A 25,722-nucleotide genomic window follows, 5' to 3' on the forward strand; every position below is an offset into this window, starting at 1 on the left:
TGTTCCGGTGCCGCGTCAAGCCTCTGGGGGCCCACCGATAGGCGGGATAGCGTGACCTCATGATCTCCCGTCGCCGCCTCGTCCTCGTTTCGGGGATGACGTTCCGGCTCCTCGAGAGTCCGCGTCCAGCCGGTTCATCGGTGCCCACGATCGTGCTGGTCCACGGCATCGGGATGTCCCACCGCTACCTGTCCCGGCTGCACGAGCGTCTCGCGGCCTCGACGCGGGTCGTGTCGGTGGACCTGCCGGGATTCGGCGGGCTGCCCCGGCCCGCCTTCGAGCTGTCCGTGGAGCGCATGGCGAGCGGCCTGGCGACGGCGATCGCCACCCTCGAGGACGATCGCATCGTCCTGGTCGGTCATTCGATGGGGGCGCAGTGGGCCGTGGAGACCGCGCTGCGCCATCCCGAGCTCGTGCGCGCCGTCGTGGCGATCGGTCCGGTGGTCGACGCCCGGCATCAGACGCTGGGCGCGCAGGCTCGGGCGCTCGCGCTCGACACCCTGGGTGAGACGCCCGCGATCAATGCGATCGTATTCACGGACTACCTGCGCTGCGGCGTGCGCTGGTATCTCCGCCAGGCGCGCCACATGATGGCGTATCCGATCGAGCGTCGCGCCGCGGGGCTCGCGGTGCCGCTGTTGGTGATGCGCGGGGGAGCGGATCCGGTGGCCGGGCGGGGGTGGTGCCGTCGCCTCCGTGATGCTGCGCCGGTCGCTCGACTGGTCGAGATCCCGGGTCACCATCATGTGGCGCAGCAATCCTCGCCGCGCGCGGTTGCGAGCGCGATCCTGACGCACACGGCCGCGGCGTGGCCTGTGTCGGTCGCGGCGGCGGGGGAGGCGATGTGAGCGGTGTGCGGAGACGGCTCGGCTGGTGGGCGGCCGACTATGTCTACGCCGGGTACTGGCAGGTGCGTTCCTTTTTCGGGCGCTCCGATCCCCGACGGTTCTTGTCGGGAGACGGGGCACCGATCGTGGTGCTTGCCGGCGTGTACGAGTCGTGGCGCTTCCTGGAGCCGTTGATCGTGGCGCTGCACGAACGCGGACATCCGGTGCACGTCGTGGACGCGCTGCGCCGCAATCGCGATCCGGTGGTCGACGAGGCGGCGCAGGTCGCCGAGTATCTCCGGGCTCAGGAGCTGTCCGGCGTCATCCTCGTGGCGCACAGCAAGGGCGGGCTCGCCGGCAAGCTCGCGATGACGGGGGAACAGGGGTATCGGATCCGCGCGATGCTCGCGATCGCGACGCCGTTCGGCGGTTCGCGCTATGCCCGCCGCATGCCCGGACGCGTGCTACGCGCTTTCGCTCCGAACGATCCCTCGATCCTCGCGCTCGCGAGGGAGCGCGACGTGAACGGCAGGATCGTGTCGGTGTACGCCGGCTTCGATCCCCACATCCCGGAGGGCAGTGAGCTTCCCGGGGCGAAGAACGTGCGGCTCGACACCGGCGGTCACTTCCGGATCCTGGCCCATCCGCGCGTGCTGGCGGAGCTCGCAGCGCTTGCCGAGTGAGCTCGCGCACCGTGTGCCGGCGGTGGGACTCGAACCCACACGCCCTTTCGGACAAAGCATTTTGAGTGCTCCGCGTCTGCCATTCCGCCACGCCGGCCCGTGTGTCGCGTCTTCGACTGTAGCGCAGCCGAGCCGGATCACCGGGCCGGGGCGGGCGGTTCAGCCGAGCCGTGTGCCCTCTCCAGTAGGATGGAGTCCGTGACCGAGCAAGAACAGGCTGAGCAGCCCACGGCATCCGCACCCCGACGCGTCGTCGTCGCCGAAGACGAGTCGCTGATCCGTCTCGACATCGTCGAGATCCTGCGCGACAACGGCTTCGATGTCGTCGGTGAGGCCGGCGACGGCGAGACGGCCGTCGCTCTCGCGACCGAGTTGCGCCCCGACCTGGTCATCATGGACGTCAAGATGCCTCAGCTCGACGGCATCAGCGCCGCGGAGAAGCTGCACAAGGGCAACATCGCCCCGGTGGTGCTGCTGACGGCCTTCAGCCAGAAGGAGCTCGTGGAGCGGGCGAGCGAGGCCGGCGCGCTGGCCTACGTCGTGAAGCCGTTCACCCCGAACGACCTGCTCCCGGCGATCGAGATCGCGCTGGCGAGGCACGAGCAGATCATCACGCTCGAGGCCGAGGTGGCCGACATGGTCGAGCGTTTCGAGACCCGCAAGCTGGTCGATCGCGCGAAGGGCCTGCTGAACGAGAAGATGGGGCTCAGCGAGCCCGAGGCGTTCCGCTGGATTCAGAAGGCTTCGATGGACCGTCGCCTCACGATGCAGGACGTCGCGAAGGCGATCATCGAGCAGCTCGCACCGAAGAAGTAGCGATGACGGTGCTCCGCCTCGATGCCGAGCACCTGCTGCGGCCCGTGCGTGTGGGCGATGGCCCCGGCATCGCGGCGGCCTACCGCGCGAACCGCGAGCACCTCGCACCGTGGGAGCCGGAGCGCGACGCGGCCTTCTTCACCGACGAGTGGCAAGAGCGTCACGTCGCCCAGTGCCTCGCGGAAGCGGAGTCGGGACGGAGCCTGCGATTCCTCGTGGTGGCCGACGACGGTTCGATCCGGGGCCGCGTCAACCTCAACACGATCGTGCGCGGTGCGTTCTGGAACGCCGACCTCGGCTACTGGATCGATGCGTCGCGCCTGCGCCGAGGGCTCGCCGGGCGGGCGGTGACGCTCGTGGCGGAGCACGCGCGAACGGAACTGCACCTGCATCGGCTCCAGGCTGCGACGCTGCTGCACAACGTGGCGTCGCAACGCGTGCTGGAGGGAAGCGGGTTCGAGCGCATCGGGCTCGCGCCGAAGTATCTGCGCATCGCGGGAGAGTGGCAGGACCACGTGCTGTTCCAGCTCCTGCTGGAGGAACCGCTCAGCCCCCGGCGGGAACATCCTTGATCATGTTCGTAATCCGGATCGTCGAGCAGCGGCGGCCCTGATCATCGGTGACCACGATCTCGTGCACCGTGATGCTGCGGCCGAGATGCACCGGGGTGCAAACGCCGGTGACGATCCCGGAGGTCGCGGAACGCGTGTGGGTGGCATTGATGTCGACACCGACGGCCAGGCGTCCTTCACCCGCGTGGAGGTTGGCCGCCATCGAGCCGAGCGACTCGCCGAGCACGACGTAGGCGCCGCCGTGCATGAGGCCGACGGGCTGGGTGTTGCCGGCGACCGGCATGGTCGCGACGCATCGGTCGACCCCGAACTCGACGAACTCCATGCCCATCTTCTCGGCCAGTGCGCCCATGCCGCGGGCGGCCGCCCACTCGAGCCCTTCGCTGGTCGCGACGTCGCCCATGCATCCTCCTCTGCGGGTGTCCGTGCTCCTCGTTAGGCTGACAGGGTGACGGACTCCGCAAAGCCTACCCTCATGGTCGTCGACGGCCATTCGCTCGCCTATCGCGCGTTCTTCGCGCTCCCGGTCGACAACTTCACGACGAAGGACAACCAGCACACGAACGCCATCTACGGCTTTCTGTCGATGCTGGTGAACCTCATCAAGGCCGAGCAGCCGACGCACCTCGCGATCGCGTTCGACACCTCTCGGCACTCGTTCCGCACGGATGAGTACCCGGAGTACAAGGCGACCCGCTCGGAGACTCCGCAGGAGTTCAAGGGGCAGATCCCGCTGCTGCAGGATTGCCTCGCGGCGATGTCCATCCCGGTGCTGACGCAGGAGGGCATCGAGGCCGACGACATCCTCGCGACGCTGTCCACGCAGGGCGCTGCGCAGGGTTACGACGTGCTCGTGGTCTCGGGCGATCGGGACACGATCCAGCTCGTGACCGACGACATCACGCTCCTGTACCCGTCCGTGCAGGGCGTGTCGCAGCTCAAGCGCTACGACCCGACCACCGTGCAGGAGCGATACGGCGTCCGCCCGGAGCAGTACCCCGACATCGCGGCGCTGGTGGGCGAGACGAGCGACAACCTGCCCGGCGTGCCGAAGGTGGGGGAGAAGACCGCGGTCAAGTGGCTCACGCAGTTCGGCACGCTCGACGAACTGCTCGAGCGCGCCGACGAGATCAAGGGTGTCGTCGGCGGCAACCTCCGTGAGCACATCGAGGATGTGCGCCGAAACCGCAAGCTGAACCGGCTCCTGACCGACGTGGAGCTTCCCGTCGGCCCCGCAGACCTCGCCGTCACGCCGATCGACGCGCAGGCCGTGCGCGACATCTTCGCGCGCCTCGAGTTCCGTACGCTGCTGCCCCGCGTGTTCGAGGCCGTGGGTGCGGGCGAGGTGGCTGACGACCCGGCAGCCGTGGTCGAGATGCCCGCGCCCGTGCAGGTGACCGGTGCCGAGCTCGCCTCGTGGGCTGCCGCGCAGGAGGGTGACGTCGCGCTGCGCGTGACGACCGCGGCCGGTGCCCCCGTCCGGCTGGGCGCCGCCACCGCGACCGAGCTGCGCGAGCTCGACTGGTCGGACGACGCGGCGACCGCGCTGCGGGAATGGCTCGAGTCCGCGGCGCCCAAGGTGCTGCACGACGCGAAGCCGCAGGTCAAGGCGCTGCGGCGACAGGGCATCCGGATCGGGGGCCTGTCGTACGACACGAGCCTCGCGGGCTGGCTGCTGCGCCCGAGCTTCCCCGACAAGACCCTGTCCGACCTGGTGCAGCGCTATCTCGGGGAGAAGCTGCCGGAGGCTGATCCGTCCCAGCTCGTTCCGGAGACCGAGGGAGCGACGCCGGCACAGGAGGCCTGGTTCATCCTGCGCGTCGCCGAGGCGCTCCGGGGCGACCTGCCCGAGTCGGTCGCCACCGTTCTCACCGACATCGAGTTGCCGACGCTGCTGACGCTTGCCGACATGGAGCTCGCCGGCGTCGCGGTCTCGCACGAGGTGCTGTCGACCTTCTCCGGCGAGCTGGCCGCCCGCGCGGACGTGCTCGCGCAGGAGGCATTCTCCGTGGTGGGGCGAGAGTTCAACCTCGGCTCGCCCAAGCAGCTGCAGGAGGTGCTCTTCGAAGATCTGCAGCTGCCGAAGACGCGCAAGACGAAGACGGGCTACTCCACAGATGCGGCGGTGCTCGCCGACCTGCAGGAGACCAATCCGCACCCGTTCCTGAGTCTGCTGCTGCAGCACCGCGAGGCCACCAAGCTGCGTCAGATCATCGAGTCGCTCGACACGGCGATCGGTGCCGACCACCGCGTGCACACCACGTACGTGCAGACGGGCAGCCAGACCGGGCGGCTCTCCAGCACCGACCCCAACCTGCAGAACATCCCGGTGCGCACCGAGGAGTCCCGGCGCATCCGCAGCGCGTTCGAGGTGGGCGAGGGCTACGAGACGCTGCTCACGGCGGACTACTCCCAGATCGAGATGCGCATCATGGCGCACCTGTCGGGCGACGAGGGACTGATCGAGGCGTTCAACAGCGGCGAAGATCTGCACCGCTTCGTCGGGGCCCGAGTGTTCGGTGTCGAGCCGGCCGACGTCACGCCTGCCATGCGTACCAAGGTCAAGGCGATGTCGTACGGCCTGGTGTATGGGCTGTCGGCGTTCGGCCTGTCGAAGCAGCTGCGCATCGAGCAGTCCGAAGCCAAGCAGCTCATGATCGAGTACTTCGCTCGCTTCGGTGCTGTGCGCGACTACCTGCGCGCCTCCGTGATGAAGGCGAAGGAGGACGGCTACACCGAGACCATCTTCGGTCGCCGTCGCCCCTTCCCCGACCTCGCGAGCCCCAACCGCGTGCTGCGGGAGAACGCCGAGCGTGCGGCTCTCAACGCCCCGATCCAGGGCAGCGCGGCCGACATCATGAAGATCGCGCTGTTCCACATCCACGATGACCTCCAGTCGGCCGACCTCTCGTCCCGAGTGCTGCTCCAGATCCACGACGAGCTCGTGGTCGAGGTGGCCCAGGGCGAGTGGGATCAGGTGGAGCAGATCGTGCGCACGCGCATGGGGGATGCCGCGCAGCTCTCCGTGCCACTCGATGTGCAGGTGGGGCGGGGCCGTGATTGGAACGAGGCGGCGCACTGACCTGATCGGCGAGGGGGCCGGGGATTAGGCTGGAAGCTATGACTTCCGCACCCCGCACCCCCTCCGCCATCGACAAGGTCGCTGATGAGTGGGTCGACACGATCGCCGTGCTCGCCCCGACCCTCGGCACTTACATCGGTCGCTCGGAGGTCAACGATCGGTTCGGCGACCTGAGCCCCGAGGGCCATGAGGAGATCGCAGCCGCGACGCGCGCGACGCTCGACAAGCTGGCCGCGCTGGAGCCGGTCGACGCGATCGACGAGGTGACGAAGACCGACCTGAGTGCCGAGCTGCGCCTGGACCTCGAGCTCCATGACGCGAAGTGGCACCTGCGCGACCTGAACGTGATCGCCTCCGCGGCGCAAGACGTGCGGGCCGTGTTCGACCTGATGCCGACATCGACGGTCGACGACTGGGAGGTCATCTCCACGCGTCTTGCGGCCGTGCCGAACGCCCTGCGCGGGTACATCGAGACGCTGCGCACGGGCATCGCGGAGGGCGTCACTCCCGCCCGTCGTCAGGTGACCGAGGTCGCGACGCAGATCGACCGCTACATCGCCGACGACGGGTTCTTCGCCGCCTTCGTCGCGCATGCCGATCCGGACGAGGGCCAGCTGCCCGCCTCGCTCGCGCGCACCCTTGCCGACAACTCCGCTGCCGCCCGGGTGGCGTATGGCGAGCTGCGCCGGTTCCTCGCGGAGGAGCTGGCGCCGGAGGCGGGGGAGCAGGACGCGGTCGGACGCGAGCTGTACGCCCTGAACTCACGTCGCTTCCTCGGGGCCACGATCGACCTCGACGAGACCTACGAGTGGGGCCGCGAGGAGCTCGCGCGGATGGTTGCGGAGCAGACGTCGATCGCGAACGAGATCCTCCCCGGGGCATCGGTCGAGGAGGCGGTCGCGCACCTCGAGGCAGACCCGGCGCGCAAGGTCGTCGGCACCGAGGCCCTGCAGGCGTGGATGCAGGAGACGAGTGACCGTGCGGTCGCCGAGCTCGGCGCGTCGCACTTCGACATTCCCGAAGCCATCCGCACGCTCGAGTGCATGATCGCCCCCACCCAGGAGGGCGGCATCTACTACACGGGTCCCACGGACGACTTCTCGCGCCCCGGCCGCATGTGGTGGTCGGTGCCCGAGGGCGTCACCGAGTTCGACACGTGGCGCGAGCTGACGACCGTGTATCACGAGGGCGTACCGGGTCACCACCTGCAGATCGCGCAGGCGGTGTACAACCGTGCCGAGCTGAACTCCTGGCGGCGGCTGCTGGCGGGAACGTCGGGGCACGCGGAGGGATGGGCGCTGTATGCCGAGCGCCTGATGGAGCAGCTCGGGTATCTGGACGACCCCGCTGACCGGCTGGGCATGCTCGACGGCCAGCGCATGCGTGCAGCCCGCGTGGTGCTCGACATCGGCGTGCACCTCGGCAAGCCGCGCCTCGACGGCGACGGCATCTGGGATGCGGACTACGCGCTGGACTTCATGCGCCGCAACGTGAACATGTCCGATCAGTTCGTGCAGTTCGAGGTGAACCGCTACCTCGGCTGGCCCGGCCAGGCCCCGTCGTACAAGGTCGGTCAGCGCATCTGGGAGCAGGTGCGGGAGTCCGTGCAGCAGGCGGAAGGCGAGGCATTCTCCTTCAAGGACTTCCACAAGCGCGCACTCGACCTGGGCGGCGTGGGTCTGGACACCTTGCGCAGCGCTCTGCTCCCGCGCTGACACGGGCGGGAATGCCAACGGGCGATCTCGTGTTCATTCAGCTGAATAGAGAGGCATGACATGGACATCGAGTTCGGGCTGGACACGTTCGGCGACATCACGACGGATCCGAATGGCGAGCCGCTGACGGGAGCGCAGACGATCCGCAACGTCGTCGCGCAGGCCGAACTGGCCGACACCGTCGGGGTCGACTTCTTCGGGGTGGGGGAGCACCACCGCCGGGAGTTCGCGGTGTCGTCTCCGGAGATGGTGCTCGCGGCCATCGCCGCCCGCACGAAGAACATCCGGCTGGGCACCGCGGTCACGGTGCTCTCGTCCGATGACCCCGTGCGCGTGTTCGAGCGGTTCTCCACCCTCGATGCCCTGTCGAACGGCCGCGCCGAAGTGGTGCTCGGTCGCGGCTCCTTCATCGAGTCCTTCCCCCTGTTCGGCTACGACCTGCGCGACTACGACACACTCTTCGAGGAGAAGCTCGACCTGTTCGTGCAGCTTCTGGAGGAGAAGCCGGTCACGTGGTCGGGCACCATGCGGGCGTCCCTCGAGAACGCCGATGTGTTCCCGAAGACCGAGAAGGGCCTGCGCACCTGGGTCGGCGTCGGTGGCAGCCCGGAGTCGGTCGTGCGCGTGGCGCGCCACGGACTCGGACTGATGCTCGCGATCATCGGTGGACCCGCGGCGCGCTTCCGCCCGTTCGTCGATCTGTATCACCGGTCCGTCGCGTCGTTCGGTACGACCGCTCATCCGGTGGCCGTGCATTCGCCCGGGCACATCGCCGACACCGATGCCGAGGCGTGGGACGGCGCCTATTCGGGCTTCGAGGCGATGAACAACACCATCGGACGCGAGCGCGGGTGGCCGCCCTACAGCCGTGCGCGCTTCCAGAACGACGTCGGACCGGAGGGGGCGCTGTACGCCGGTTCCCCCGATCGCGTGGCTGCGAAGATCGCGGACACGGTCACGACACTCGGCCTGGGCCGCTTCGACCTGAAGTACGCGACCGGGACGCTCTCGCACGAGGCCATGATGCGCAGTATCGAGCTGTACGGCACCGAGGTGATTCCGCGCGTTCGCCGCCTGCTGGCCGCTCGCGACTGAGGACTCCGAGACGGGTGCGCCCCGCCTCTACGATGAGGGGCATGGCCAACACCGCCCTGCCGAGCCGCACGTCGCTCGCTCAGCGCCTCGATGTCCTTCCGTTCACGCGGCGTCACCTGCGGCTGCTCACCGGCTCAGGGGTGGGCTGGGCGCTGGACGCCATGGACGTGGGCCTCATCTCGTTCATCATCGCTGCACTCACGCAGCAGTGGGACCTGTCGAAGAGCGAGGCGGGCCTGATCGCGTCGCTCGGCTTCGTCGGCATGGCCGTGGGGGCGACGCTGGGGGGTCTGCTGGCCGACCGGTTCGGTCGCCGTCAGGTTTTCGCGCTGACGCTGCTCGTCTACGGGGTGGCCACCGGGGCGAGCGCTCTCGTCGGGGGAGTGGCGGCGCTGCTCGTGCTGCGCTTCTTCGTGGGCTTGGGGCTGGGAGCGGAGCTCCCGGTCGCATCGACCTACGTCAGCGAGTTCGCCCCGGCGCGGATCCGTGGCCGGCTGATCGTGATCCTGGAGGCGTTCTGGGCGGTGGGATGGACGGCGTCTGCCCTGATCGGCTTCCTCGTGATCCCGGCGTCCGAGTCCGGATGGCGCTGGGCATTCGCGGTGGGCGCGATCCCGGCCGTCTATGCGCTGGTCGTGCGATGGGGTCTTCCGGAGTCGCCGCGCTGGCTCGCATCCCGCGGCCGGATCGCGGAAGCCGAGAGGATCGTGTCCGCGTTCGAGGCCGACGCCGGCATGCCGGCAGCGCCCGCGATTCGCAAAGAGCCGGCCTCGCGAGCGATCGCAGCCACGGCGGGCGCCCGGCTCGCGACACTGTGGAATCGTGAGTTCCGCGTGCGCACGCTGTGTCTGTGGCTGGTGTGGTTGTGCGTGAACTTCGCGTACTACGGCGCCTTCATCTGGATCCCGAGCATCCTCGTCGACGCCGGTTTCGATCTCGTTCGCTCGTTCGGCTTCACCCTCATCATCACCCTGGCGCAGCTGCCGGGCTATGCCGTGGCGGCATGGCTGATCGAGCGGTGGGGGCGGCGGGTCACGCTGTCCGTGTTCCTCGCCGGCTCTGCGGTGTCGGCTGTCCTGTTCGGAACAGCGACGTCGGCGACGGCGATCATCGCGACCGGCATGGCGCTGTCGTTCTTCAACCTCGGTGCGTGGGGAGCGCTGTACGCGGTGACGCCGGAGATCTACCCGACCTCGCTGCGCGGCACGGGCGCTGGATGGGCCGCGGGTGTGGGACGTCTCGCGTCGATCGTGGCGCCGGTCGCGGCACCCGTGCTGCTGCTCGCCGGCGGGGCCCCGGTGCTGTTCGTCGTGTTCGCCGCGTGCTTCCTCGTTGCGGCCGCAGCATCCTGGGGACTCGTCGATCGACGCGGCGCTTCTCTCGACGACCGCTGACGCCCGTGTCCGCACCCCGCAATAGGCTGGGGCGGTGGCAGATGTGCGATTCGTGGCGATTGGCGACTCCTTCACGGAGGGAGTGGGCGATGTGCTGCCCGATGGGCGAGAGCGCGGATGGGCGGACATCGCCGCGCAGGGCTGGGCCGACGCGGCTGGGCACCCGATCCAATACGCGAACCTCGCGATCCGCGGAAAGCTCGCGTGGCCGATCGTGGAACAGCAGCTCGAGCCCGCTCTGGCTCTGCGCCCCACGCATCTGTCGTTCAACGGGGGTGGCAACGACATGCTGCGACCGCGCGCCGATCTCGAGCACATCGCCGACGCCTTCAGTCGCGTGCTGCGGCGTTGCGACGAGGAGGGCGTGACGATGATCCTGCTGTCCGGTGCGAACCCGAGTGGGCAGCTGCCGATGGGCGCGCTGGTGCAGCGCCGCGGGGATCTGCTGTCCGAGGCCGTACTGCGCCGTATCGAAGACCGTCCAGACGTGATCCGCGCGCTCAACTGGCCGGACCGCGAGCTTTCCAAGCCGCCGTACTGGTCGGAAGACCGCCTGCACATGAACGCCGCCGGGCATCACCGCGTGGCCGCGCGAGTGCTGCATGCGCTGGGCTTCGAGCCGCCGGAGTCGTGGTGGGCGCCGCTCGACCGCCCCGGTCTCGGGCCCTCGGGTCTGGCGTATTACCGCGAGTTCGTGGGGCCCTGGGTGCGCCGCCGCGTCACCCGGACGTCCTCGGGCGACGGTCGTACGGCGAAGTACCCGACGTGGGTCGAGCGCGCGCCCTCGTGAGCGACATCGAACTCACGCGCATCCCTGCGGGACAGATCACCCTGCATGACGCACGCACACGCTCGAGCAGAGAGGTGACGCTGCAGCCGTTCCTGATCGGCGTCTTCGCGGTGACGGAGGAGCAACAGGCCGAGATCTTGGGTGTGGCTGCGCGGCACCCCCGGCGTCCGGCCGCGGACGTGAGCTGGCTCCGCGCCGTGCGCTTCTGCAACGCGGCGTCGGAATGGGAGGGACTCGATCCTGTCTACCGCTTCCAGGGCGAGGAGGTGAGCTGGGACACCACGGCGGACGGCTACCGGTTGCCGACCGAGGCGGAGTGGGAGTTCGCGTGCCGTGCGGGCTCCGTGGGGCCGCACTACGCCCCGCTCGCGGACGCGGCATGGACGGCGGGCGACCACGTTGACGCGCCCCAGGACGTCGGCGGCAAGCTGCCGAACCTCCACGGGCTGTTCGACACTCTCGGCAACGTCTGGGAGTGGTGCTGGGACCTGCTCGATCCCGCGCGATACGACGACTACCGGGTCTTCCGGGGCGGCGGCTTCGCCGACGACGCCTGGAGTGTGCGGGCATCCGTACGTCGCGGGGGAGCGCCTCGCATGCATCATGAGGACGTGGGGTTCCGCGTCGCGCGCGGCGGGTTCGACACGGAAGAGGCGGCACAGGGCTGGTCTGCTGCCGACGACCGGCTGCGCGCGAGCATCGACGGCCCGCTTCCGAACGGCTGGACGCCTCGCCGGCGATGAGCGCCGCCGTTTTGTTGCCGGTAGAACACGGATGAGAGAATGATCGGATGTCCTCCGCGTTCTCCCTAATCCTGTCCCAGGGCCGTGTCGCCGACCGTACGGACGGCGCTCTGGTCGGTGCCCGCCTCGTGGCCGACGCGCTCTCCGCACTCCTGGGCGCAGCGCCCGTGGTGGTGGGTTCGCCGGAGCCCAGCCGCCAGGATGACTGGGCCGAGGCTCTCCCCGCGGCGTCCGAGACGCTGCACGGACTCCGCGGCGCGGTGGAGTCGGCGATCGCCGCGGGAACCACCCCGCTGCTCGTCACCAACACCTGCGCGGCGAGCCTCGGCACGCTCCCGACCGTGGCCGCGCAGTATCCCGACGCGGTGGTGCTGTGGATCGACGCGCATGGCGACTTCAACACTCCTGACACCACCGAGTCGGGCTACCTCGGCGGCATGGTGCTCGCCGCAGCCTGCGGTCTGTGGGACAGCGGCCATGGCGCCGGCCTGGATCCTCGTCAGGTGATCGTCGTGGGCGGGCGGGACATCGACCCCGCCGAGGCCGAGCTGCTGGAGGAGAACGGCGTCACGGTGCTGAGCCCGGCCGAGAGCACGCCCGAGCGGGTGAGCGAGCTGGTGGCCGGACGACCGGTGTGGATCCACGTGGACTGGGACGTGCTCGAGCCGGGCTACATCCCCGCGGCGTACCGCGTCGGCGACGGTCTGCTCCCGCATCAGGTCGCGGCGCTGTTCGCCGCGTTGCCGGTCGAGAGCGTCCGCGGGGTCGAGCTCGCGGAGTTCGAGGCGGGAGACGCCGAGGTGCCGGAGCGGGTCAGCGTGGAGCTCATCGTGGAGACGTTCCAGCACCTTCTTCGTTGACCCGCGGCATCGGTGGTCGTGCGGCTAGGGCGCTGCTCCGGCCGACGGATCGAGCTTCCAGGCCGTGACCTCGACCGTGGAGCCCGCCGTGATGTCGAGCACGACGGGCCACGAGCCACGCTCGAGTCCGGGCAGTGGCGCCGCGTAGAGCTGTCGCGCCACGAGGGCGCCCTCGGTGGAGTTCGCGTCCCACCCGAGCACGGCGGTGACCTGACCCTGGGCGGGGACGGTGATCCGGGCACTGCCCTCGTCGGTCGCCATGAACGACGAACCCGGTTGCACGTCGACGTCGAGCGCGTGGCCGTTCTGGTCGGCGAACGCGATGTCCGGGTACCCCTCGATCACGCACGGTTGGTCGCTCACGTTCACGAGGTGGATCAGCTGGGCGCGGTGTCCGGTTGCGCCGTCCGCGGTGCCGAGGATCAGCGTGGCGCGGTCTTTCGTGCACGCCTCTGCATCGAGCGCCGGCGGGTCGACGCCCGGTGCGGTCTCGGCCACCGGGTCGCCGACGGCGTTCGGATCGATCAGGGCACCGGTGTCGTCGGTGGTGCTCTGCTGCGCGGCGTTCTCGCGGATGATGTCCTGCTGCCGTGCCTCATCGGCGAACCCGCCCCCGATGATAAGCAGCACGATGCTCACGAGCGCGCTGAGCAGGGCAAGGCGGGCAGGAACAGGACGCCGTGTTCCCACGCGGTCGTGGCCGAGGAGGAGAGCCGGGATCCACCCGCTCATCACCGCCCAGTACGTCGTGACGGGAGCGGTCTCGACCACGGGGACGCTGAGCCCGCGCACGCCGAAATCCTGCAGGTAGGAGATCGCCCGGATCCCGTCGAAGCAGAGGCCGAGCACGGTGCCGGCCAGGACCGCGCCGCACCACAGCGCCCAGAACATCCGTCCGTTCGGGGCGACGCGGTCGGCGACGACGCAGGTGACCGTGGTCAGCACTGCAGCGACGAGCACGAGCATGAGGGGCGTCCACACCCCGGGAAGGCTCCACGTGTTGGCCTGGACGGGGCCGATCCCGACGAAGCTCAGCAGCCGGGTCACGACGACGTCCGCGCCGAACAGGCGCGCGGCGCCTCCGGCGAGCACCCACAGCCCGGCGAGGATCAGCCCAGCGGCGATGCTGCGGGGCAGCCGGGCGGTCCACCGCCGCTCGGGCTCGTCAAGTTGTGGGGCAGCCGACGGGGGAGCGGAGGTCATCCGCTCATCCTAGGACGGTCACCGGCGCCGCTCGGGATCGAGCCCCATCCGGATACGCGTGCGCTTGCGTTCGATCACGATGAACGTGACGCCGAGAGCCCAGAGGGGGAGTGGCGCGAGGAACGCGAGCCGGAAGGCTTCGAGCGAGTAGGTCTCGGGGGTGCCTGCACCCTGCACGTCCAGCAGCAGACCGATCAGGAAGATCGCCAGCAGTGCTGCGATGAAGCCGCCCGCGTTCGTCACGCCGGTCGCCGTGCTCAGGCGGTGGCTGGGGTTGTGCGTGCGGGCATGGTCGAAGGCGATCATGGAGGCGGGACCGCCGGTGGCGAGAGCGACGGCGAGCACCGTCAGCAGCCAGGTCGGAGCGGGACCGGGGAAGGCGATGACGGCGATCCACGCGGCGGCCTGCACACCGACGGCAGGAAGCACGAGAGCCAGGGAACGTTGATTCGGCAGTCGACGGGAGAGATCTCCGATCACGGGTCCCAGCACCATTCCGGCGACCACGTAGATCGAGATGATGCCGGCTGCCGCCGCGGGGCGTAGTCCTTCGCCGACCGTGAGGAACGGCATTCCCCAGAGCAGCACGAAGGCGGTACCGGCGAACGGCGTGGTGAAGTGGGACCAGAAGGCGAGCCTGGTGCCGGGATGCGCCCAGGCCGCCCGGATGCCGACGCCCGTGTCGATGGAGGAGGTGACGACGCGGACGACCCCGGTGTCCGTGTTCACGCTTACGTCGGCCCCGCGCTCTGCAGGGTGGTTGCGGATCACGACCCATACCAGCACCGTGAACAGCAGCCCGAGACCGGCGATGCTGCCGAACGTGATGGTCCAGGTCGTGGCGTGCAGCAGCGCGGCGACGGGGACGAGGGCGATGAGCTGTCCCGCCTGACCGATGATGCCGGTGAACTGCACCATGAGCGGTCCGCGCTGCGCTGGGAACCACGTGGCGACGAGACGGAGGACGGCCGGGAACACCGCGGCGTCGCCCGCACCGAGCAGGACCCGCGCGATGATCGCGACGCCGACGCTCGGGGAGAGTGCCATCGTGAGCTGCCCCGCCGCCATGAGGAGCATGCCGATCGTGATGATGGGGCGAGAGCCGTACCGGTCGAGGAGTACCCCGACGGGGATCTGCATACCTCCGTATACCGCGAGCTGCACGACGGCGAACAGCGCGAGGGTTGAGGCGTCGGCCTGGAAGCGGTCGGCTGCCTCGACGCCGACAGCGCCGAGCGAGGTGCGGTTCGTGATCGCGAGGACGTACGCCGCGACACCGACCGCCCAGATCGTCCACGCGCGCCACCCCGGAGAGGCGGACACGGGGGAGAGGGGCGGCACCGTTCCACGCTACTCCTGCCCGCTGACGCCGAGGTGGCACGCGATGTCGGCAGCACCCGCTACGGTGCGACGCATGACAGGTACCTCGCAGCACCACACCATTGACTACGTCGAGCTCGTCGTCACCGATCTCGCCGCCGCGCAGAGCTTCTACCGCGCGGCGTTCGGGTGGGAGTTCGTGGATTACGGCCCGACGTACGCAGGAATCGTTTCCGGCAGGGGAGAGGGCGGTGAGGTCGGTGGGCTGCTCCTTGCCGAACAGCCACGACCCGTCGGCGGACCCCTCGTCCTGTTGTACTCCGACGACCTCGATACGACGCGAGACGGGATCGAGTCGGCGGGTGGCCGCATCCTGCAGGAGCCGTATGCATTCCCCGGTGGACGGCGCCTGCACTTCGCTGACCCGTCAGGGAACGAGCTGGGAGTCTGGTCCTCCGAGTGAGCCGACGATGACGGCGCTAGTGTCGTGGACATGGCCCTCGACCCCCACGACCTTGGCGCCGTCGTCAGGTTCGTCCGCGCGCAGGGGCGCGGTGTCGTGGCGACCGTGTCGGAGGCCGCCGCTCCGGAAGCGGCACTGGTCGGTCTGGTGGCGCTCGACGACGGCACGATCCTGTTCACGAGCCGCTCGTCGTCGCGCAAGATCGCGAACCTGCGCGACGCCGGCTCGGTAGCGCTCGTCGTCGGCACAGAGGGGCCGGTGTCGCTTCAGGTGGAGGGGAGCGGTGTGGTGGCTTCGGCTGCTCAAGCGCATGAGCTGGAGCCGCTGTTTCTGCAGCACGCCCCGGGGTCTCGTGTCACCGATCCCGGATTCGCCCTCGTCGTCGTGCGACCGCGGTGGGTCCGCTCCTATGACGTATCCGGTGCTGAACCGGTGGTGCTTGAAGCGCGCTGGACGTGAGCAGTGGTGAGGAGGCGCGGCCGCTCGGGGCCCCTCGCGGCCCGACGCCCGAATGGCGGCCAAGTCAACGGCTGTCGCATTCGCAGGCCGTGCAGGTCTCTTCGGAGCGCTGGCGCATCGGAGGCAGGGTGGCTTCCAGCATCAGCGTTTTCCCCGAACTGACATAATGTGCATTATCGGATAATGCCCAAGAGCGGTGCCCGCGCTCAGCGCATGCGATTCTCGCGGCGTAAGACGCGCGCGCGAGTCCACGCGCAAGACGCTCGTACTGGCTCGTCGCTCGCGCACTGGCTGGCCTGAGATGCGGCACGCACGGCGCGACAAGGCCAACCGTGGCGGATTCGCGACAGGACTCCATCGATACGAACGCTCGGTGATGTGACGGCGTACTGCTATATGACCGGCGCCCGGCGGCCTGAGCGAACAAGCTGACGGACTGGAGGCGGCTGGGCACATGGCTGACGACTTTGGTGTCAGAGATATCTGGAACCGACAAGGCGTCGCCCAACACGCGAGCACCGCGGCCGCCGGGACCAAGCGGTCAACGCCCGTTCACGTAATCCGCCAGGTGCTCCCCCGTGAGGGTCGATTTTTGGGATACCAAATCCGCAGGTGTTCCTTCGAAGACGATCCGGCCTCCGTCATGGCCCGCACCAGGGCCCACGTCGACGATCCAGTCGGCGTGGGCCATGACGGCCTGATGGTGCTCGATCACGATCACGGTCTTGCCCGCGTCGACCAGCCTGTCCAACAGCGCCAGGATCGTGTTGACGTCGGCAAGGTGAAGGCCCGTGGTGGGCTCGTCGAGCACGTAGATGTCGCCCTTCTCCCCCATCTGGATCGCCAACTTGATGCGCTGACGCTCGCCGCCCGACAGCGTCGACAGCGGCTGCCCCAGGGACAGATAGCCGAGACCGACGTCGTCCAGACGCCCCAGGATCGCCGCGGCGGCTGGCAACTTCGCATCACCCTCGCTAAAGAACACGCGGGCCTCGGATACGGGCAGGTCGAGCACCTCGGTGATGTCCTTGCCGCCGAGGGTGTACTCGAGTACTGCAGCCTGGAAGCGCTTACCGCCGCAGTCCTCGCACGGGGTCTCGATCGTGTCCATGAACCCCAGTTCCGTGATGATTACGCCGGCGCCCTTGCACGTGGGACACGCGCCCTCCGAGTTCGCGCTGAACAGGGCCGGCTTCACTCCGTTGGCTTTCGCGAAGGCCTTGCGGATCGGTTCCAACAGACCCGTGTAGGTCGCGGGGTTGCTGCGCCGCGAGCCCTTGATCGCCGACTGATCGATCGCGACGACGCCTTCCCGCCCCGAGATCGAGCCGTGGATGAGTGAGCTCTTTCCGGATCCGGCCACGCCCGTGACGACGGTCAGCACACCGGTCGGGATATCGACGTCGACGTTCTGGAGGTTGTTGGTCGAGGCACCGCGGACCTCGATACGGCCGTCGCCCGTGCGCACCGCGGGCTTGAGCTGTGCACGATCATCCAGGTGGTCCCCCGTGCGGGTCCCGCTGGCCTTGAGCCCGTCGACGGTGCCTTCGTAACAGATCTCCCCGCCAGCACTTCCGGCACCTGGCCCCAGGTCGATCACGTGGTCGGCGATCGCGATCGTCTCGGGCTTGTGCTCGACGACGAGCACCGTGTTCCCCTTGTCCCGTAGCCGAAGAAGCAAGCCGTTCATGCGTTGGATGTCATGCGGATGCAGACCGATCGTCGGTTCATCGAACACATAGGTGACGTCGGTGAGGGAAGAACCGAGGTGGCGCAGCATCTTGATGCGCTGCGCCTCTCCCCCGGACAGCGTGCCGGATGGCCGCTCGAGACTGAGGTAGCCCAGACCCAGCGTGACGAACGCATCCAGGTTGGCGCTGAGCGCCTCCAGCAGCGGTGCGGCACCGGGCATCGTGAGGGCGCGCACCCACGCGGCGAGATCCGTGACCTGCATGCGACACGCGTCGGCGATGCTGATCCCGTCGATCTTCGACGATCGCGCGCCTTCGGTGAGGCGCGTTCCGTCGCACTCCGGACACACGGCGAACGTCGCCACGCGTTCCACGAAAGCGCGGACATGCGGCTGCAGAGCGTCCAGGTCCTTCGCGAGCATGGACTTCGTGATCTTGGGGATCAAACCCTCATAGGTCATGTTGATGCCCGAGATCTTCACCTTGGTGACCTCCCCGTAGAGGAAGAGATGCCGCTGCTTCTCGGTGAACTCCGCGATGGGCTTGTCAGCGGGATAGAAGCCGGACTGTGAGAAGCCCTTCACCATCCAGCCGTCCGCTGTGTACCCGGGCACCATGATGGCGCCCTCGTCGAGAGACTTCGACTCGTCGACGATCTGCGAGAGGTCGAGGTCCGATACCGCCCCTCTCCCCTCGCACCGGGGACACATCCCGCCCAGGTAGATCGCGTCCTTCACGATCTTCTTCTCACCGCCGGGCCCCGTCATCACCCCGCTGGCCTTCTGCGTGGGGATGTTGAACGAGAACGCGGTCGGTCCGCCGATGTAGGGCTGCCCGAGCTTGCTGAACAGGATGCGCAGCATCGCGTTCGCATCGGTCACGGTGCCGACGGTCGAGCGTGGGTTCGCCCCGAAACGCTCCTGATCCACGATGATGGCCGTCGTCAGGCCCTCCAAGACGTCGACGTCGGGACGTGGCACCGACGGCATGAAGCCCTGAACGAAAGCACTGTACGTCTCGTCGATCATGCGTCGCGACTCCGCGGCGATCGTGTCGAACACCAGGGAGCTCTTCCCGGAACCGGAGACGCCGGTGAAGACCGTGAGCCGTCGCTTCGGGATGTCGACGCTGACGTCCTTGAGGTTGTTCTCGCGGGCACCCTGCACGCGAATGAGATCGTGCGTGTCGGCGGGGTGTGCTGCGTCGGTCATCGGCGTCCTTCGTGATCGGGGTGACGTCAGGCCGACGTCAACCGGCCTGGTTGATACGGAGCAGGTTGCCCGCGGGGTCTCGGAAGGCGCAGTCTCGCACGCCGTAGGGTTGATCCATCGGCTCCTGCACGACGTCGGCGCCTGCCGCGACGAGGCGATCGAACAGCCCGTCCAGGTCGTCGCTGGCGAGGGTGAGCGCCCCATAGCTGCCCTTCGCCATCAGTTCGAGGATGGTCTGCCGTTCGGCGTCGGTGATGCCAGGGTCGGCTGCCGGCGGGTGCAACACGATCGAGGTCTCCGGTTGACCCGCGGGACCGACGGTCAACCAGCGCAGGCCCTCGTACCCGACGTCGTTGCGCACCTCGAAACCGAGGGCATCGCGATAGAAGCCGAGCGCAGCGTCGGCGTCGGTGTGCGGGAGGAAGGCGTAGTGGATGCTGATGTTCATGGTGCTCACGTTAGATCGGTGTCGCGTCGGGGCGCTTCTCTATTCCTGATCGGTCGGGTGACCTGCTTCGCCTGGAACGACGGAATCCCTTCGACGGTGGCAGCGCGTTCACGGTACACGCTGGGTGGGACACCCACGAGCTCCGAGAACCGGGTGCTGAAGGTGCCCAGCGAGGAGCAGCCCACCGCGAAGCACACCTCGGTGACGCTGAGGTCCCCGCGACGCAACAGCGCCATCGCCCGTTCGATCCGACGGGTCATGAGGTAGGAGTAGGGCGACTCGCCGTAGGTCTCGCGGAACCGACGGCTCAGATGTCCCGCTGACATGTGTACGCCACGTGCCAGCGCCTCCACGTCGAGCGGCTTGGCGTACTCCCGATCAATGCGATCACGAACCTTCCGCATCACGATGAGCTCGCGCAACCGGGCTTCATCCACCGCCATCACGTGATGATCTTGCCATGACGCCCGGTGTCGCGTGGTGTCCGACTGCGACGCGCTTCGGCGGTCCTCCCCCGCGAACGCCGGCAGAGCGCTACCCTGGGGGCATCCTCACAGGATCTTCTCAGAAAGGGTCCCCAACCATGTCTGAAGCAATCAACGAGACGAAGTCGTTCTTCTCCTCCATCCGCGTCGCACTGGCCGTTTCTGGTGTCCTGGCGCTCCTCGCGGGTATCGTCCTGCTGGTCTGGCCCGTCAAGTCGGCCGTCATCGTCACCGCGATCTTCGCGTCCTACCTCATCGTCGCGGGCATCGTCTACATCGGGCTCGGCATCTTCTCGCAGGCGAAGGGCGGGTGGGCGCGCGTCGGCCACATCGTGCTGGGCCTCCTCTACATCGCCGCCGGCGTCATCGCGTTCTTCAACCTGAACGTCGCGGCCGCCACCCTCGCGCTGGTGGTTGTCATCTTCATCGGCGTCAGCTGGATCGTCGACGGCGTCGTGGCACTGTCGCTGCTGGGCAGCGACGGCTCGCGCGTCTGGACGGTCCTCTACGCCATCCTGAGCATCGTCGCCGGTATCGTCGTGCTGTTCTCGCCGGCGATCGCGGGCTTCGCCTTCTGGCTGCTGCTCGGCATCTCCCTGGTGGTGCTCGGCATCATTCAGATCGTCCGCGCCATCACGCTCGGCAAGGACGAGAAGAACGTGATCGCGGACGTGCAGGGATCCCCCGCCGTCTGACACCGTCGAGACGACTCCGCCCCGGCGCCGCATCTGCGGAGCCGGGGCGGAGTCGTCTCACAATCAGGAGGCGACGAAAGCGCTCACGTCGCCAACCAGTCGCGTGTTGTCCGCGGGCACCGGGTCGATGACGGCCTTGGCCACTTCGGCCGCGAACTCGGAGACGTTGTAGAGCCGACCCGCGGACTCCCGTCGTTCGGCGATGGCGCCGGGGTTGGCGCGCTCGAGCAGCGTGGCGGTGATGGTGCCCTCGATCATGTCGCCGGAAACAACGGTGAACCCGATGCCCTTCTCGGCGAGACCGGGGATGAGCTCACGCAGGGCATCCTCACCCGCGCGCTTGGACAGAGCGACCGGCTCGTACTCCGGCATCGTCGGGGTCGTGCGGATAAAGTGCGCCTGGTGACTCGTGACGAACACGACCCGCGCGCCGTCGCCGAGGAGGGGGGTGGCCGCGTTCAGCACGTTCAGCTGGGCGTCACGGTTCAACGTCAGGGCGTAGTCCTCGGCCATACCCGACTCCATGCCGCCAGAGGCGTTGAGCACGAGCACGTCGAGGCGCCCGAACTCGGCGCTCACCGCGTCGAACATGGCGGAGACCGAGGCGGGATCGGTCAGGTCTGCTCCGACGACCAGCACTCGCCGACCGAGCTCCCTCAGCGCGCCCGCGAGCTTCTCGGCGCGGGGAGCCTTGTTGCGGAAGTTGATCACGACGTCGGCGCCCGCCTCAGCGAGGTAGCGGACGGTGTCGGCACCGATGCCCCGGGACGAGCCGGTCACGAGGGCGACCTTGCCGTCGAGGGATCCTGCGGGAAGAACGTCGGTCACGGTGACTCCTCATGATGCGTGAAACGCCGTGAGCGCACGGCTCTCTCACATTACCAAGCGCCCGCGCGGGGCCCAGGGCCACGGTGCCCCACATGGTACGTTGACCACAAAGGAGGCCGAATGGACAACTTCTCGACTTTCGTCGTGTTCATCGACCAGTGGGCGTGGATCGGATGGGTGGTCCTGATCGCCGTCTTCCTCGTGATCGAGATGCTGTCGTTGGACTTCACCTTCCTGATGCTGAGCTTCGGCAGCGTGGTCGGACTCGTCACGGACTTCCTCGGGGTGCCGGTCTGGATCCAGATCATCATTGCGGCCGCCGCTGCCGCGCTCTTCATCCTCTTCCTCCGCCCTCCGCTGCTTCGTCGACTGCACCGCGGCGCCGATCCGACCCGGTCGAACGTGGAAGCGCTGGTAGACCTGCGCGGCTTCGCGCTCAGTGAGATCACGCAGGTCTCCGGTCAGGCCAAGCTCGCCAACGGCGACACGTGGACCGCCCGCGCGTCCTCGCCCGTGCCCATCCCCCAGGGTGCCCCGATCGCTGTCACCGCCATCAACGGCGCGACGGCGATCGTCCGCCCCCTCAACGACTAGGAGAACTCGTGGACGACGCATCGTTCATCCCCACGGTGATCATCTGGATTCTGGTGATCGCGGTCATCATCTTCGTGATCGTCACGATCGCGAGAGCCATCCGCATCATCCCGCAGGCCACCGCGGGCGTCGTCGAGCGGCTCGGGCGGTATCACAAGACCCTCACACCCGGTCTGAATCTGCTGGTCCCATTCATCGACCGGCTTCGACCGCTGATCGACATGCGTGAGCAGGTGGTGTCGTTCCCGCCGCAGCCGGTGATCACGGAGGACAACCTCGTGGTCTCGATCGACACCGTGGTCTACTTCCAGGTGACCGATGCGCGGGCCGCGACCTATGAGATTGCCAACTACCTCGGCGCTGTCGAGCAGCTGACCACGACGACGCTTCGTAACGTCGTCGGTGGTCTCAACCTCGAAGAGGCGCTGACGAGCCGCGACAACATCAACGGACAGCTGCGCGTGGTGCTCGACGAGGCGACCGGCAAGTGGGGCATCCGCGTCGGCCGCGTCGAGCTCAAGGCGATCGACCCGCCCGTGTCCATCCAGGACTCGATGGAGAAGCAGATGCGGGCAGAGCGAGACCGTCGTGCGGCGATCCTCACGGCTGAGGGCACCAAGCAGTCGGCGATCCTCGAGGCGGAGGGCCTGCGACAGGCGGAGATCCTCCGCGCGGAGGGCGACAAGCAAGCCGCTGTGCTCCGCGCCCAGGGTGAGGCCGAGGCGATCCAGAACGTGTTCAGCGCGATCCACCAGGGAGCGCCCGACGACAAGCTCCTCGCCTATCAGTACCTCCAGATGCTCCCCAAGATCAGCGAGGGTCCGTCCAACAAGCTCTGGATCGTCCCCAGCGAACTGACGGAGGCACTGAAGGGTATCGGCAGCGCATTCACGCCGAAGCCCGGTCAGGGGCTCGGCGAGACCCCGCCCCGCGCGTGACCCATCCCTTCTTCACGAAGGCCGGTTCTCCCCGGATCCTCGCGCACCGCGGCCTGGTCACAGCCTCCGGCGGGGCGTCCGGGATCTGGGAGAACACCGCGGCCTCCTTCGCCGCCGCGCACGCCGCAGGCATCGAGTACATCGAGACGGACTGCCAGGTGACGGCTGATGGCGACGTCGTTCTCGCGCATGACCCTGACCTTCGGCGCCTCGCCGGCGATGCTCGTGCCGTGAGCGACGTTCGCACGCGAGAACTCCGGGACCTGTTCGCGGATCACGGCGGTCTGCTCACGGTCGCCGATGCGCTCTCCTCCTTTCCCGATGTGCGCTTCAACATAGACGTCAAGACAGCGTCCGCGTCCGACCCTCTCGGCCCGATCCTGGCTCCGCACGCGCACCGGGTCCTCGTGACGAGCTTCTCCGACGCGAACCGTCGAGCAACGCTCGAGTCGGTGATGCGTGCCGGCGCCGCTCTGCGGCCCGCGACCTCGGCCGGCAGCCGCACGATCGCATCCGCGCGCGCGCTGTCCGCCCTCCGCCTCTCCCCCGCGCGCGTGCTGCGGGGCATCGACGCCCTTCAGATTCCGGAGCGGCACGGTGCGGTCACCGTTCTCACCTCTGCGCTGCTGCGCGCCGCTCAGCGATCCGGGGTCGAGGTCCACGTGTGGACGGTCAACGACCCCGATGACATGCGTCGCCTCGTGGCGATGGGGGTCGATGGGATCGTCTCCGACCGCGGTGACCTGGCGATGTCTGCACTCCGCCCGGCCTGACACGCCGCACCTGTCCTCCGGCGCTGGGATTCCACTGTGAATACCACCGAGATCGCGCCTGCGTGGATGAAGTGCACAGGCTCGAGCGTTATACCTGACAGCGACGAGAGGACCACACAATGGCAGATCGCAGCCTGCGCGGCATCCGACTCGGCGCCCAGAGCCTACAGAGCGAAGAGGGCGTCGTTTTCATGGAGCGCCGTGAGACAACCTATACCTGTGACACGTGCGGACACGACACCACCCTGATGTTCGCGGCTGACGCCGAGCCCCCGCAGACTTGGGAGTGCCGCGCATGCGGCGCCGAGGCCCGACTGCAGGTCGATGGCCAGTCCGTCACCATCGAGGCGAGCGACGAGAAGTCGGCTCGCACCCACTGGGACATGCTGATGGAGCGCCGCACCCGCGCCGAGCTCGAAGAGCTTCTGGAGGAGCGTCTTGCTTTCATCCGTGCCCGCCGCGGTGCTGGCGAGGACCCCACCCGGGAGAAGATCGGCGCCTAACGCCGACGGGCGCGCCACCACCCGAACACCAGCGCGCCCAGACCGCCCCAGAGCAGCACGTGCTGCACCCAGGGGCCCAGAACGACACTCGCCGTGAGGCCGGAGCGGAGCTCGACATCCTCGAGCATCGCCCCGGCCTCATCTGCGTCCAGGCTGGTGACGGTCCGGCCGTCGTGACGGATCACCTGGCTCGTGCCGACCGTCGAGATATTCACGACGCTGCGCCCGGTCTCGATCGCTCGCATCCGCGCGAACGCGAGCTGCTGCAAGTTCTCGTCCGTCCCACGGAAGTCTGCGTTGTTGGTCTGGAACACCAGGACCTGCGCGCCATCTCCGACGCCCTCGAGGATCACATCGTCGTAGATCACGTCGAAACAGATCGCCAGACCCACTTTCACGCCGTCGACGTCGATGATCGGCGCATTCGTTCCCGGGGTGTACTCGCGCTGGATCAGGCCGATGAGATCGGGGACGAGCGCGTTGAAGAAGGCGCGATCCGGGACGTACTCGCCGAACGGGACCGGGTGACGCTTGTCGTGCGTCTGGGTGGCCTCGCCGTCCTGAGTCCAGAGCATCGAGGTGTTGTAGAAGCGGTCTCCGCGCCCCGTGGCCGCGTTCGCGAGCAGCGGCGCTCCCACGCGGTTGGCGACAAGGGTCATCCGTCGTGCCAGAGCGGTGCTCTCCGCGGGATCGCCGTCGAGCGAACCCTCGGGCCACACCAGCAGGTCGAGGTCCTCGCCGTACAGCGGCTCGGTCGCCTCCGTCTGGGCTTGAATCACGGAGAACGGCTCTCGGGTGTCGAAGTAACCGGTTGGTCCGTTCCCCTGCACCGCACCGATGCGCATCGTCCCCGTCGGCGCCGTGGGGAACAGCGGGGTGAACACGAGCGCGACCACAAGCGCCGCGGGTGCGAGCAGGCGCCACGGACGCCTCCACGAACCGGTACGGACGACCTCGATGAGCATCGCGGTGAGGAGCACCATCAGGAAGCTCAGCCCGCTGACGCCCACCCACGAGGTCATGGACGCGAGCGGACTCTCGGCCTGGCTCATCCCGAGCCGCGCCCACGGGAAGCCGCCGTAGGGCCACCACCCGAGGAACAGCTCTCGCCCGACCCAGAGAGCCGCGACCACCGTCGGCAGCGCGAGGAGCCGCCCCACGGAGCCGGGGAACGCGCGCGGCAGCCACCGGTAGGCCAGGGCGATGGGGATCAGCGCGACAGCGGTCAGTGCTCCCTCCACCACGCTCAGCGCCGCCCACGGAAGCGGCCCGAGATAGCGAGAGGTCCACGACACCAACAGCCCGAAGAACGCGACGCCGTACACCAGGCCGACCAGAAGAGCGCCGCCTGCGCGCCGACCGATCAGCGCGAGCAGCAGCAACGCGGTCGCGGGGAAGGCGAGGACCCATACGCCCGCTTCGGGGAACGCGAGATCCATCAGCACCGCTGCGCCGACCGCGGCGAGCACGGCAGCCCACAACGGCAGCAGGGCGCGCGGGCGCACCGCGACGGACGGTTCAGGCACGGTGCTCA

At 68.4% G+C, this 25,722-nt stretch carries 26 protein-coding genes and 1 tRNA gene; 18 read left to right on the top strand and 9 right to left on the bottom strand.

Annotated features, from left to right (window positions below):
• Window positions 1-59 precede the first annotated feature (59 nt).
• Window positions 60-848 carry an alpha/beta fold hydrolase gene (locus KE274_RS12385; RefSeq protein WP_211544166.1) on the top strand — a complete coding sequence of 263 codons (789 nt, stop codon included), beginning with the start codon at window positions 60-62 and terminating at the stop codon, window positions 846-848.
• 125 nt (window positions 849-973) lie between these two features.
• Window positions 974-1,510 (top strand): esterase/lipase family protein, encoded by a 537-nt coding sequence (locus tag KE274_RS12390; protein WP_307872207.1) that lies wholly within the window; start codon window positions 974-976, stop codon window positions 1,508-1,510.
• A gap of 14 nt (window positions 1,511-1,524) precedes the next feature.
• Here KE274_RS12390 and KE274_RS12395 read toward each other — a convergent pair.
• Window positions 1,525-1,607, bottom strand: a tRNA-Leu gene (locus KE274_RS12395).
• Window positions 1,608-1,699: 92 nt separating this feature from the next.
• On the opposite strand from KE274_RS12395, the gene KE274_RS12400 reads away from it, so the two are divergent.
• Together KE274_RS12400 and KE274_RS12405 are read left to right on the top strand one after the other, a co-directional pair.
• The gene (locus KE274_RS12400; protein ID WP_206253382.1) at window positions 1,700-2,326 is read left to right on the top strand and encodes an ANTAR domain-containing response regulator; all 627 of its coding nucleotides are present in this window, start codon (window positions 1,700-1,702) and stop codon (window positions 2,324-2,326) included.
• A 2-nt stretch (window positions 2,327-2,328) separates the two neighbouring features.
• Complete coding sequence (locus KE274_RS12405; protein WP_211544170.1) at window positions 2,329-2,898, top strand: GNAT family N-acetyltransferase; 570 nt, start codon at window positions 2,329-2,331, stop codon at window positions 2,896-2,898.
• Here the strand turns inward: KE274_RS12405 and KE274_RS12410 are convergent.
• Window positions 2,873-3,301 (bottom strand): hotdog fold thioesterase, encoded by a 429-nt coding sequence (locus KE274_RS12410; RefSeq protein WP_211544172.1) that lies wholly within the window; start codon window positions 3,299-3,301, stop codon window positions 2,873-2,875. The genes KE274_RS12405 and KE274_RS12410 overlap by 26 nt on opposite strands.
• A 45-nt stretch (window positions 3,302-3,346) precedes the next feature.
• Here KE274_RS12410 and polA point away from each other — a divergent pair, with 45 nt between their 5' ends.
• From polA to KE274_RS12445, 7 genes are read left to right on the top strand one after another with little or no spacing between them, the layout of a single operon-like run.
• The gene (gene polA, locus KE274_RS12415; RefSeq protein WP_211544174.1) at window positions 3,347-5,980 is read left to right on the top strand and encodes a DNA polymerase I; all 2,634 of its coding nucleotides are present in this window, start codon (window positions 3,347-3,349) and stop codon (window positions 5,978-5,980) included.
• A gap of 38 nt (window positions 5,981-6,018) precedes the next feature.
• Complete coding sequence (locus KE274_RS12420; protein ID WP_211544176.1) at window positions 6,019-7,695, top strand: DUF885 domain-containing protein; 1,677 nt, start codon at window positions 6,019-6,021, stop codon at window positions 7,693-7,695.
• A gap of 60 nt (window positions 7,696-7,755) precedes the next feature.
• Window positions 7,756-8,790: an LLM class flavin-dependent oxidoreductase gene (locus KE274_RS12425; RefSeq protein ID WP_211544178.1), complete on the top strand. Its 1,035-nt coding sequence runs from the start codon at window positions 7,756-7,758 to the stop codon at window positions 8,788-8,790.
• Between the two features lie 41 nt (window positions 8,791-8,831).
• Window positions 8,832-10,184: an MFS transporter gene (locus KE274_RS12430; RefSeq protein ID WP_211544179.1), complete on the top strand. Its 1,353-nt coding sequence runs from the start codon at window positions 8,832-8,834 to the stop codon at window positions 10,182-10,184.
• Window positions 10,185-10,227: 43 nt separating this feature from the next.
• Window positions 10,228-10,974 (top strand): SGNH/GDSL hydrolase family protein, encoded by a 747-nt coding sequence (locus KE274_RS12435; RefSeq protein WP_211544952.1) that lies wholly within the window; start codon window positions 10,228-10,230, stop codon window positions 10,972-10,974.
• On the top strand, window positions 10,971-11,717 hold the full coding sequence (locus KE274_RS12440) for a formylglycine-generating enzyme family protein (protein WP_211544181.1): 747 nt from the start codon (window positions 10,971-10,973) through the stop codon (window positions 11,715-11,717). The genes KE274_RS12435 and KE274_RS12440 overlap by 4 nt, the downstream gene beginning before the upstream one ends.
• A gap of 47 nt (window positions 11,718-11,764) precedes the next feature.
• A complete protein-coding gene (locus KE274_RS12445; protein WP_211544183.1) occupies window positions 11,765-12,577 on the top strand; it encodes an arginase family protein in 813 nt (270 codons plus the stop codon).
• A 24-nt stretch (window positions 12,578-12,601) separates the two neighbouring features.
• Here the strand turns inward: KE274_RS12445 and KE274_RS12450 are convergent, their stop codons facing one another.
• Both KE274_RS12450 and KE274_RS12455 read right to left on the bottom strand, forming a co-directional pair.
• On the bottom strand, window positions 12,602-13,780 hold the full coding sequence (locus KE274_RS12450; protein ID WP_211544185.1) for a DUF4232 domain-containing protein: 1,179 nt from the start codon (window positions 13,778-13,780) through the stop codon (window positions 12,602-12,604).
• Window positions 13,781-13,798: 18 nt separating this feature from the next.
• The gene (locus tag KE274_RS12455; RefSeq protein WP_211544187.1) at window positions 13,799-15,121 is read right to left on the bottom strand and encodes an MFS transporter; all 1,323 of its coding nucleotides are present in this window, start codon (window positions 15,119-15,121) and stop codon (window positions 13,799-13,801) included.
• Between the two features lie 73 nt (window positions 15,122-15,194).
• On the opposite strand from KE274_RS12455, the gene KE274_RS12460 reads away from it, so the two are divergent.
• The gene (locus tag KE274_RS12460) at window positions 15,195-15,563 is read left to right on the top strand and encodes a VOC family protein (protein ID WP_211544189.1); all 369 of its coding nucleotides are present in this window, start codon (window positions 15,195-15,197) and stop codon (window positions 15,561-15,563) included.
• Between the two features lie 30 nt (window positions 15,564-15,593).
• Complete coding sequence (locus tag KE274_RS12465) at window positions 15,594-16,022, top strand: pyridoxamine 5'-phosphate oxidase family protein (protein ID WP_211544191.1); 429 nt, start codon at window positions 15,594-15,596, stop codon at window positions 16,020-16,022.
• A 541-nt stretch (window positions 16,023-16,563) separates the two neighbouring features.
• Here the strand turns inward: KE274_RS12465 and KE274_RS12470 are convergent.
• The 3 genes from KE274_RS12470 to KE274_RS12480 are packed head-to-tail and all read right to left on the bottom strand — an operon-like array spanning window position 16,564 to window position 19,815.
• On the bottom strand, window positions 16,564-18,924 hold the full coding sequence (locus KE274_RS12470; RefSeq protein ID WP_211544953.1) for an ATP-binding cassette domain-containing protein: 2,361 nt from the start codon (window positions 18,922-18,924) through the stop codon (window positions 16,564-16,566).
• 37 nt (window positions 18,925-18,961) lie between these two features.
• Window positions 18,962-19,372 carry a VOC family protein gene (locus tag KE274_RS12475; RefSeq protein ID WP_211544193.1) on the bottom strand — a complete coding sequence of 137 codons (411 nt, stop codon included), beginning with the start codon at window positions 19,370-19,372 and terminating at the stop codon, window positions 18,962-18,964.
• Between the two features lie 5 nt (window positions 19,373-19,377).
• Window positions 19,378-19,815, bottom strand: coding sequence for a helix-turn-helix transcriptional regulator (locus KE274_RS12480; RefSeq protein ID WP_211544196.1), 438 nt, complete (start codon window positions 19,813-19,815; stop codon window positions 19,378-19,380).
• Between the two features lie 140 nt (window positions 19,816-19,955).
• On the opposite strand from KE274_RS12480, the gene KE274_RS12485 reads away from it, so the two are divergent.
• The gene (locus KE274_RS12485; protein ID WP_211544198.1) at window positions 19,956-20,552 is read left to right on the top strand and encodes an HdeD family acid-resistance protein; all 597 of its coding nucleotides are present in this window, start codon (window positions 19,956-19,958) and stop codon (window positions 20,550-20,552) included.
• Between the two features lie 63 nt (window positions 20,553-20,615).
• Here KE274_RS12485 and KE274_RS12490 read toward each other — a convergent pair whose 3' ends face one another.
• Complete coding sequence (locus KE274_RS12490; RefSeq protein WP_211544200.1) at window positions 20,616-21,380, bottom strand: SDR family oxidoreductase; 765 nt, start codon at window positions 21,378-21,380, stop codon at window positions 20,616-20,618.
• Between the two features lie 120 nt (window positions 21,381-21,500).
• Between KE274_RS12490 and KE274_RS12495 the strand changes: the two genes are divergently transcribed.
• The 4 genes from KE274_RS12495 to KE274_RS12510 all read left to right on the top strand — a co-directional run bounded on the left by KE274_RS12495 (window position 21,501) and on the right by KE274_RS12510 (window position 24,188).
• Entirely contained in the window at window positions 21,501-21,974 is a 474-nt protein-coding gene (locus KE274_RS12495; protein WP_211544201.1) for an NfeD family protein, read from the top strand.
• Window positions 21,975-21,982: 8 nt separating this feature from the next.
• Complete coding sequence (locus tag KE274_RS12500; protein ID WP_211544203.1) at window positions 21,983-22,912, top strand: SPFH domain-containing protein; 930 nt, start codon at window positions 21,983-21,985, stop codon at window positions 22,910-22,912.
• Window positions 22,909-23,685 carry a glycerophosphodiester phosphodiesterase family protein gene (locus KE274_RS12505; protein ID WP_211544205.1) on the top strand — a complete coding sequence of 259 codons (777 nt, stop codon included), beginning with the start codon at window positions 22,909-22,911 and terminating at the stop codon, window positions 23,683-23,685. The genes KE274_RS12500 and KE274_RS12505 overlap by 4 nt, the downstream gene beginning before the upstream one ends.
• A 119-nt stretch (window positions 23,686-23,804) precedes the next feature.
• A complete protein-coding gene (locus tag KE274_RS12510; RefSeq protein WP_136032364.1) occupies window positions 23,805-24,188 on the top strand; it encodes an RNA polymerase-binding protein RbpA in 384 nt (127 codons plus the stop codon).
• Here KE274_RS12510 and lnt read toward each other — a convergent pair.
• On the bottom strand, window positions 24,185-25,714 hold the full coding sequence (gene lnt / locus KE274_RS12515) for an apolipoprotein N-acyltransferase (protein ID WP_307872208.1): 1,530 nt from the start codon (window positions 25,712-25,714) through the stop codon (window positions 24,185-24,187). The genes KE274_RS12510 and lnt overlap by 4 nt on opposite strands.
• Window positions 25,715-25,722 lie beyond the last annotated feature (8 nt).

It is taken from the genome of Microbacterium paraoxydans (assembly GCF_018224615.1).
GTDB lineage: Bacteria > Actinomycetota > Actinomycetes > Actinomycetales > Microbacteriaceae > Microbacterium > Microbacterium paraoxydans_B.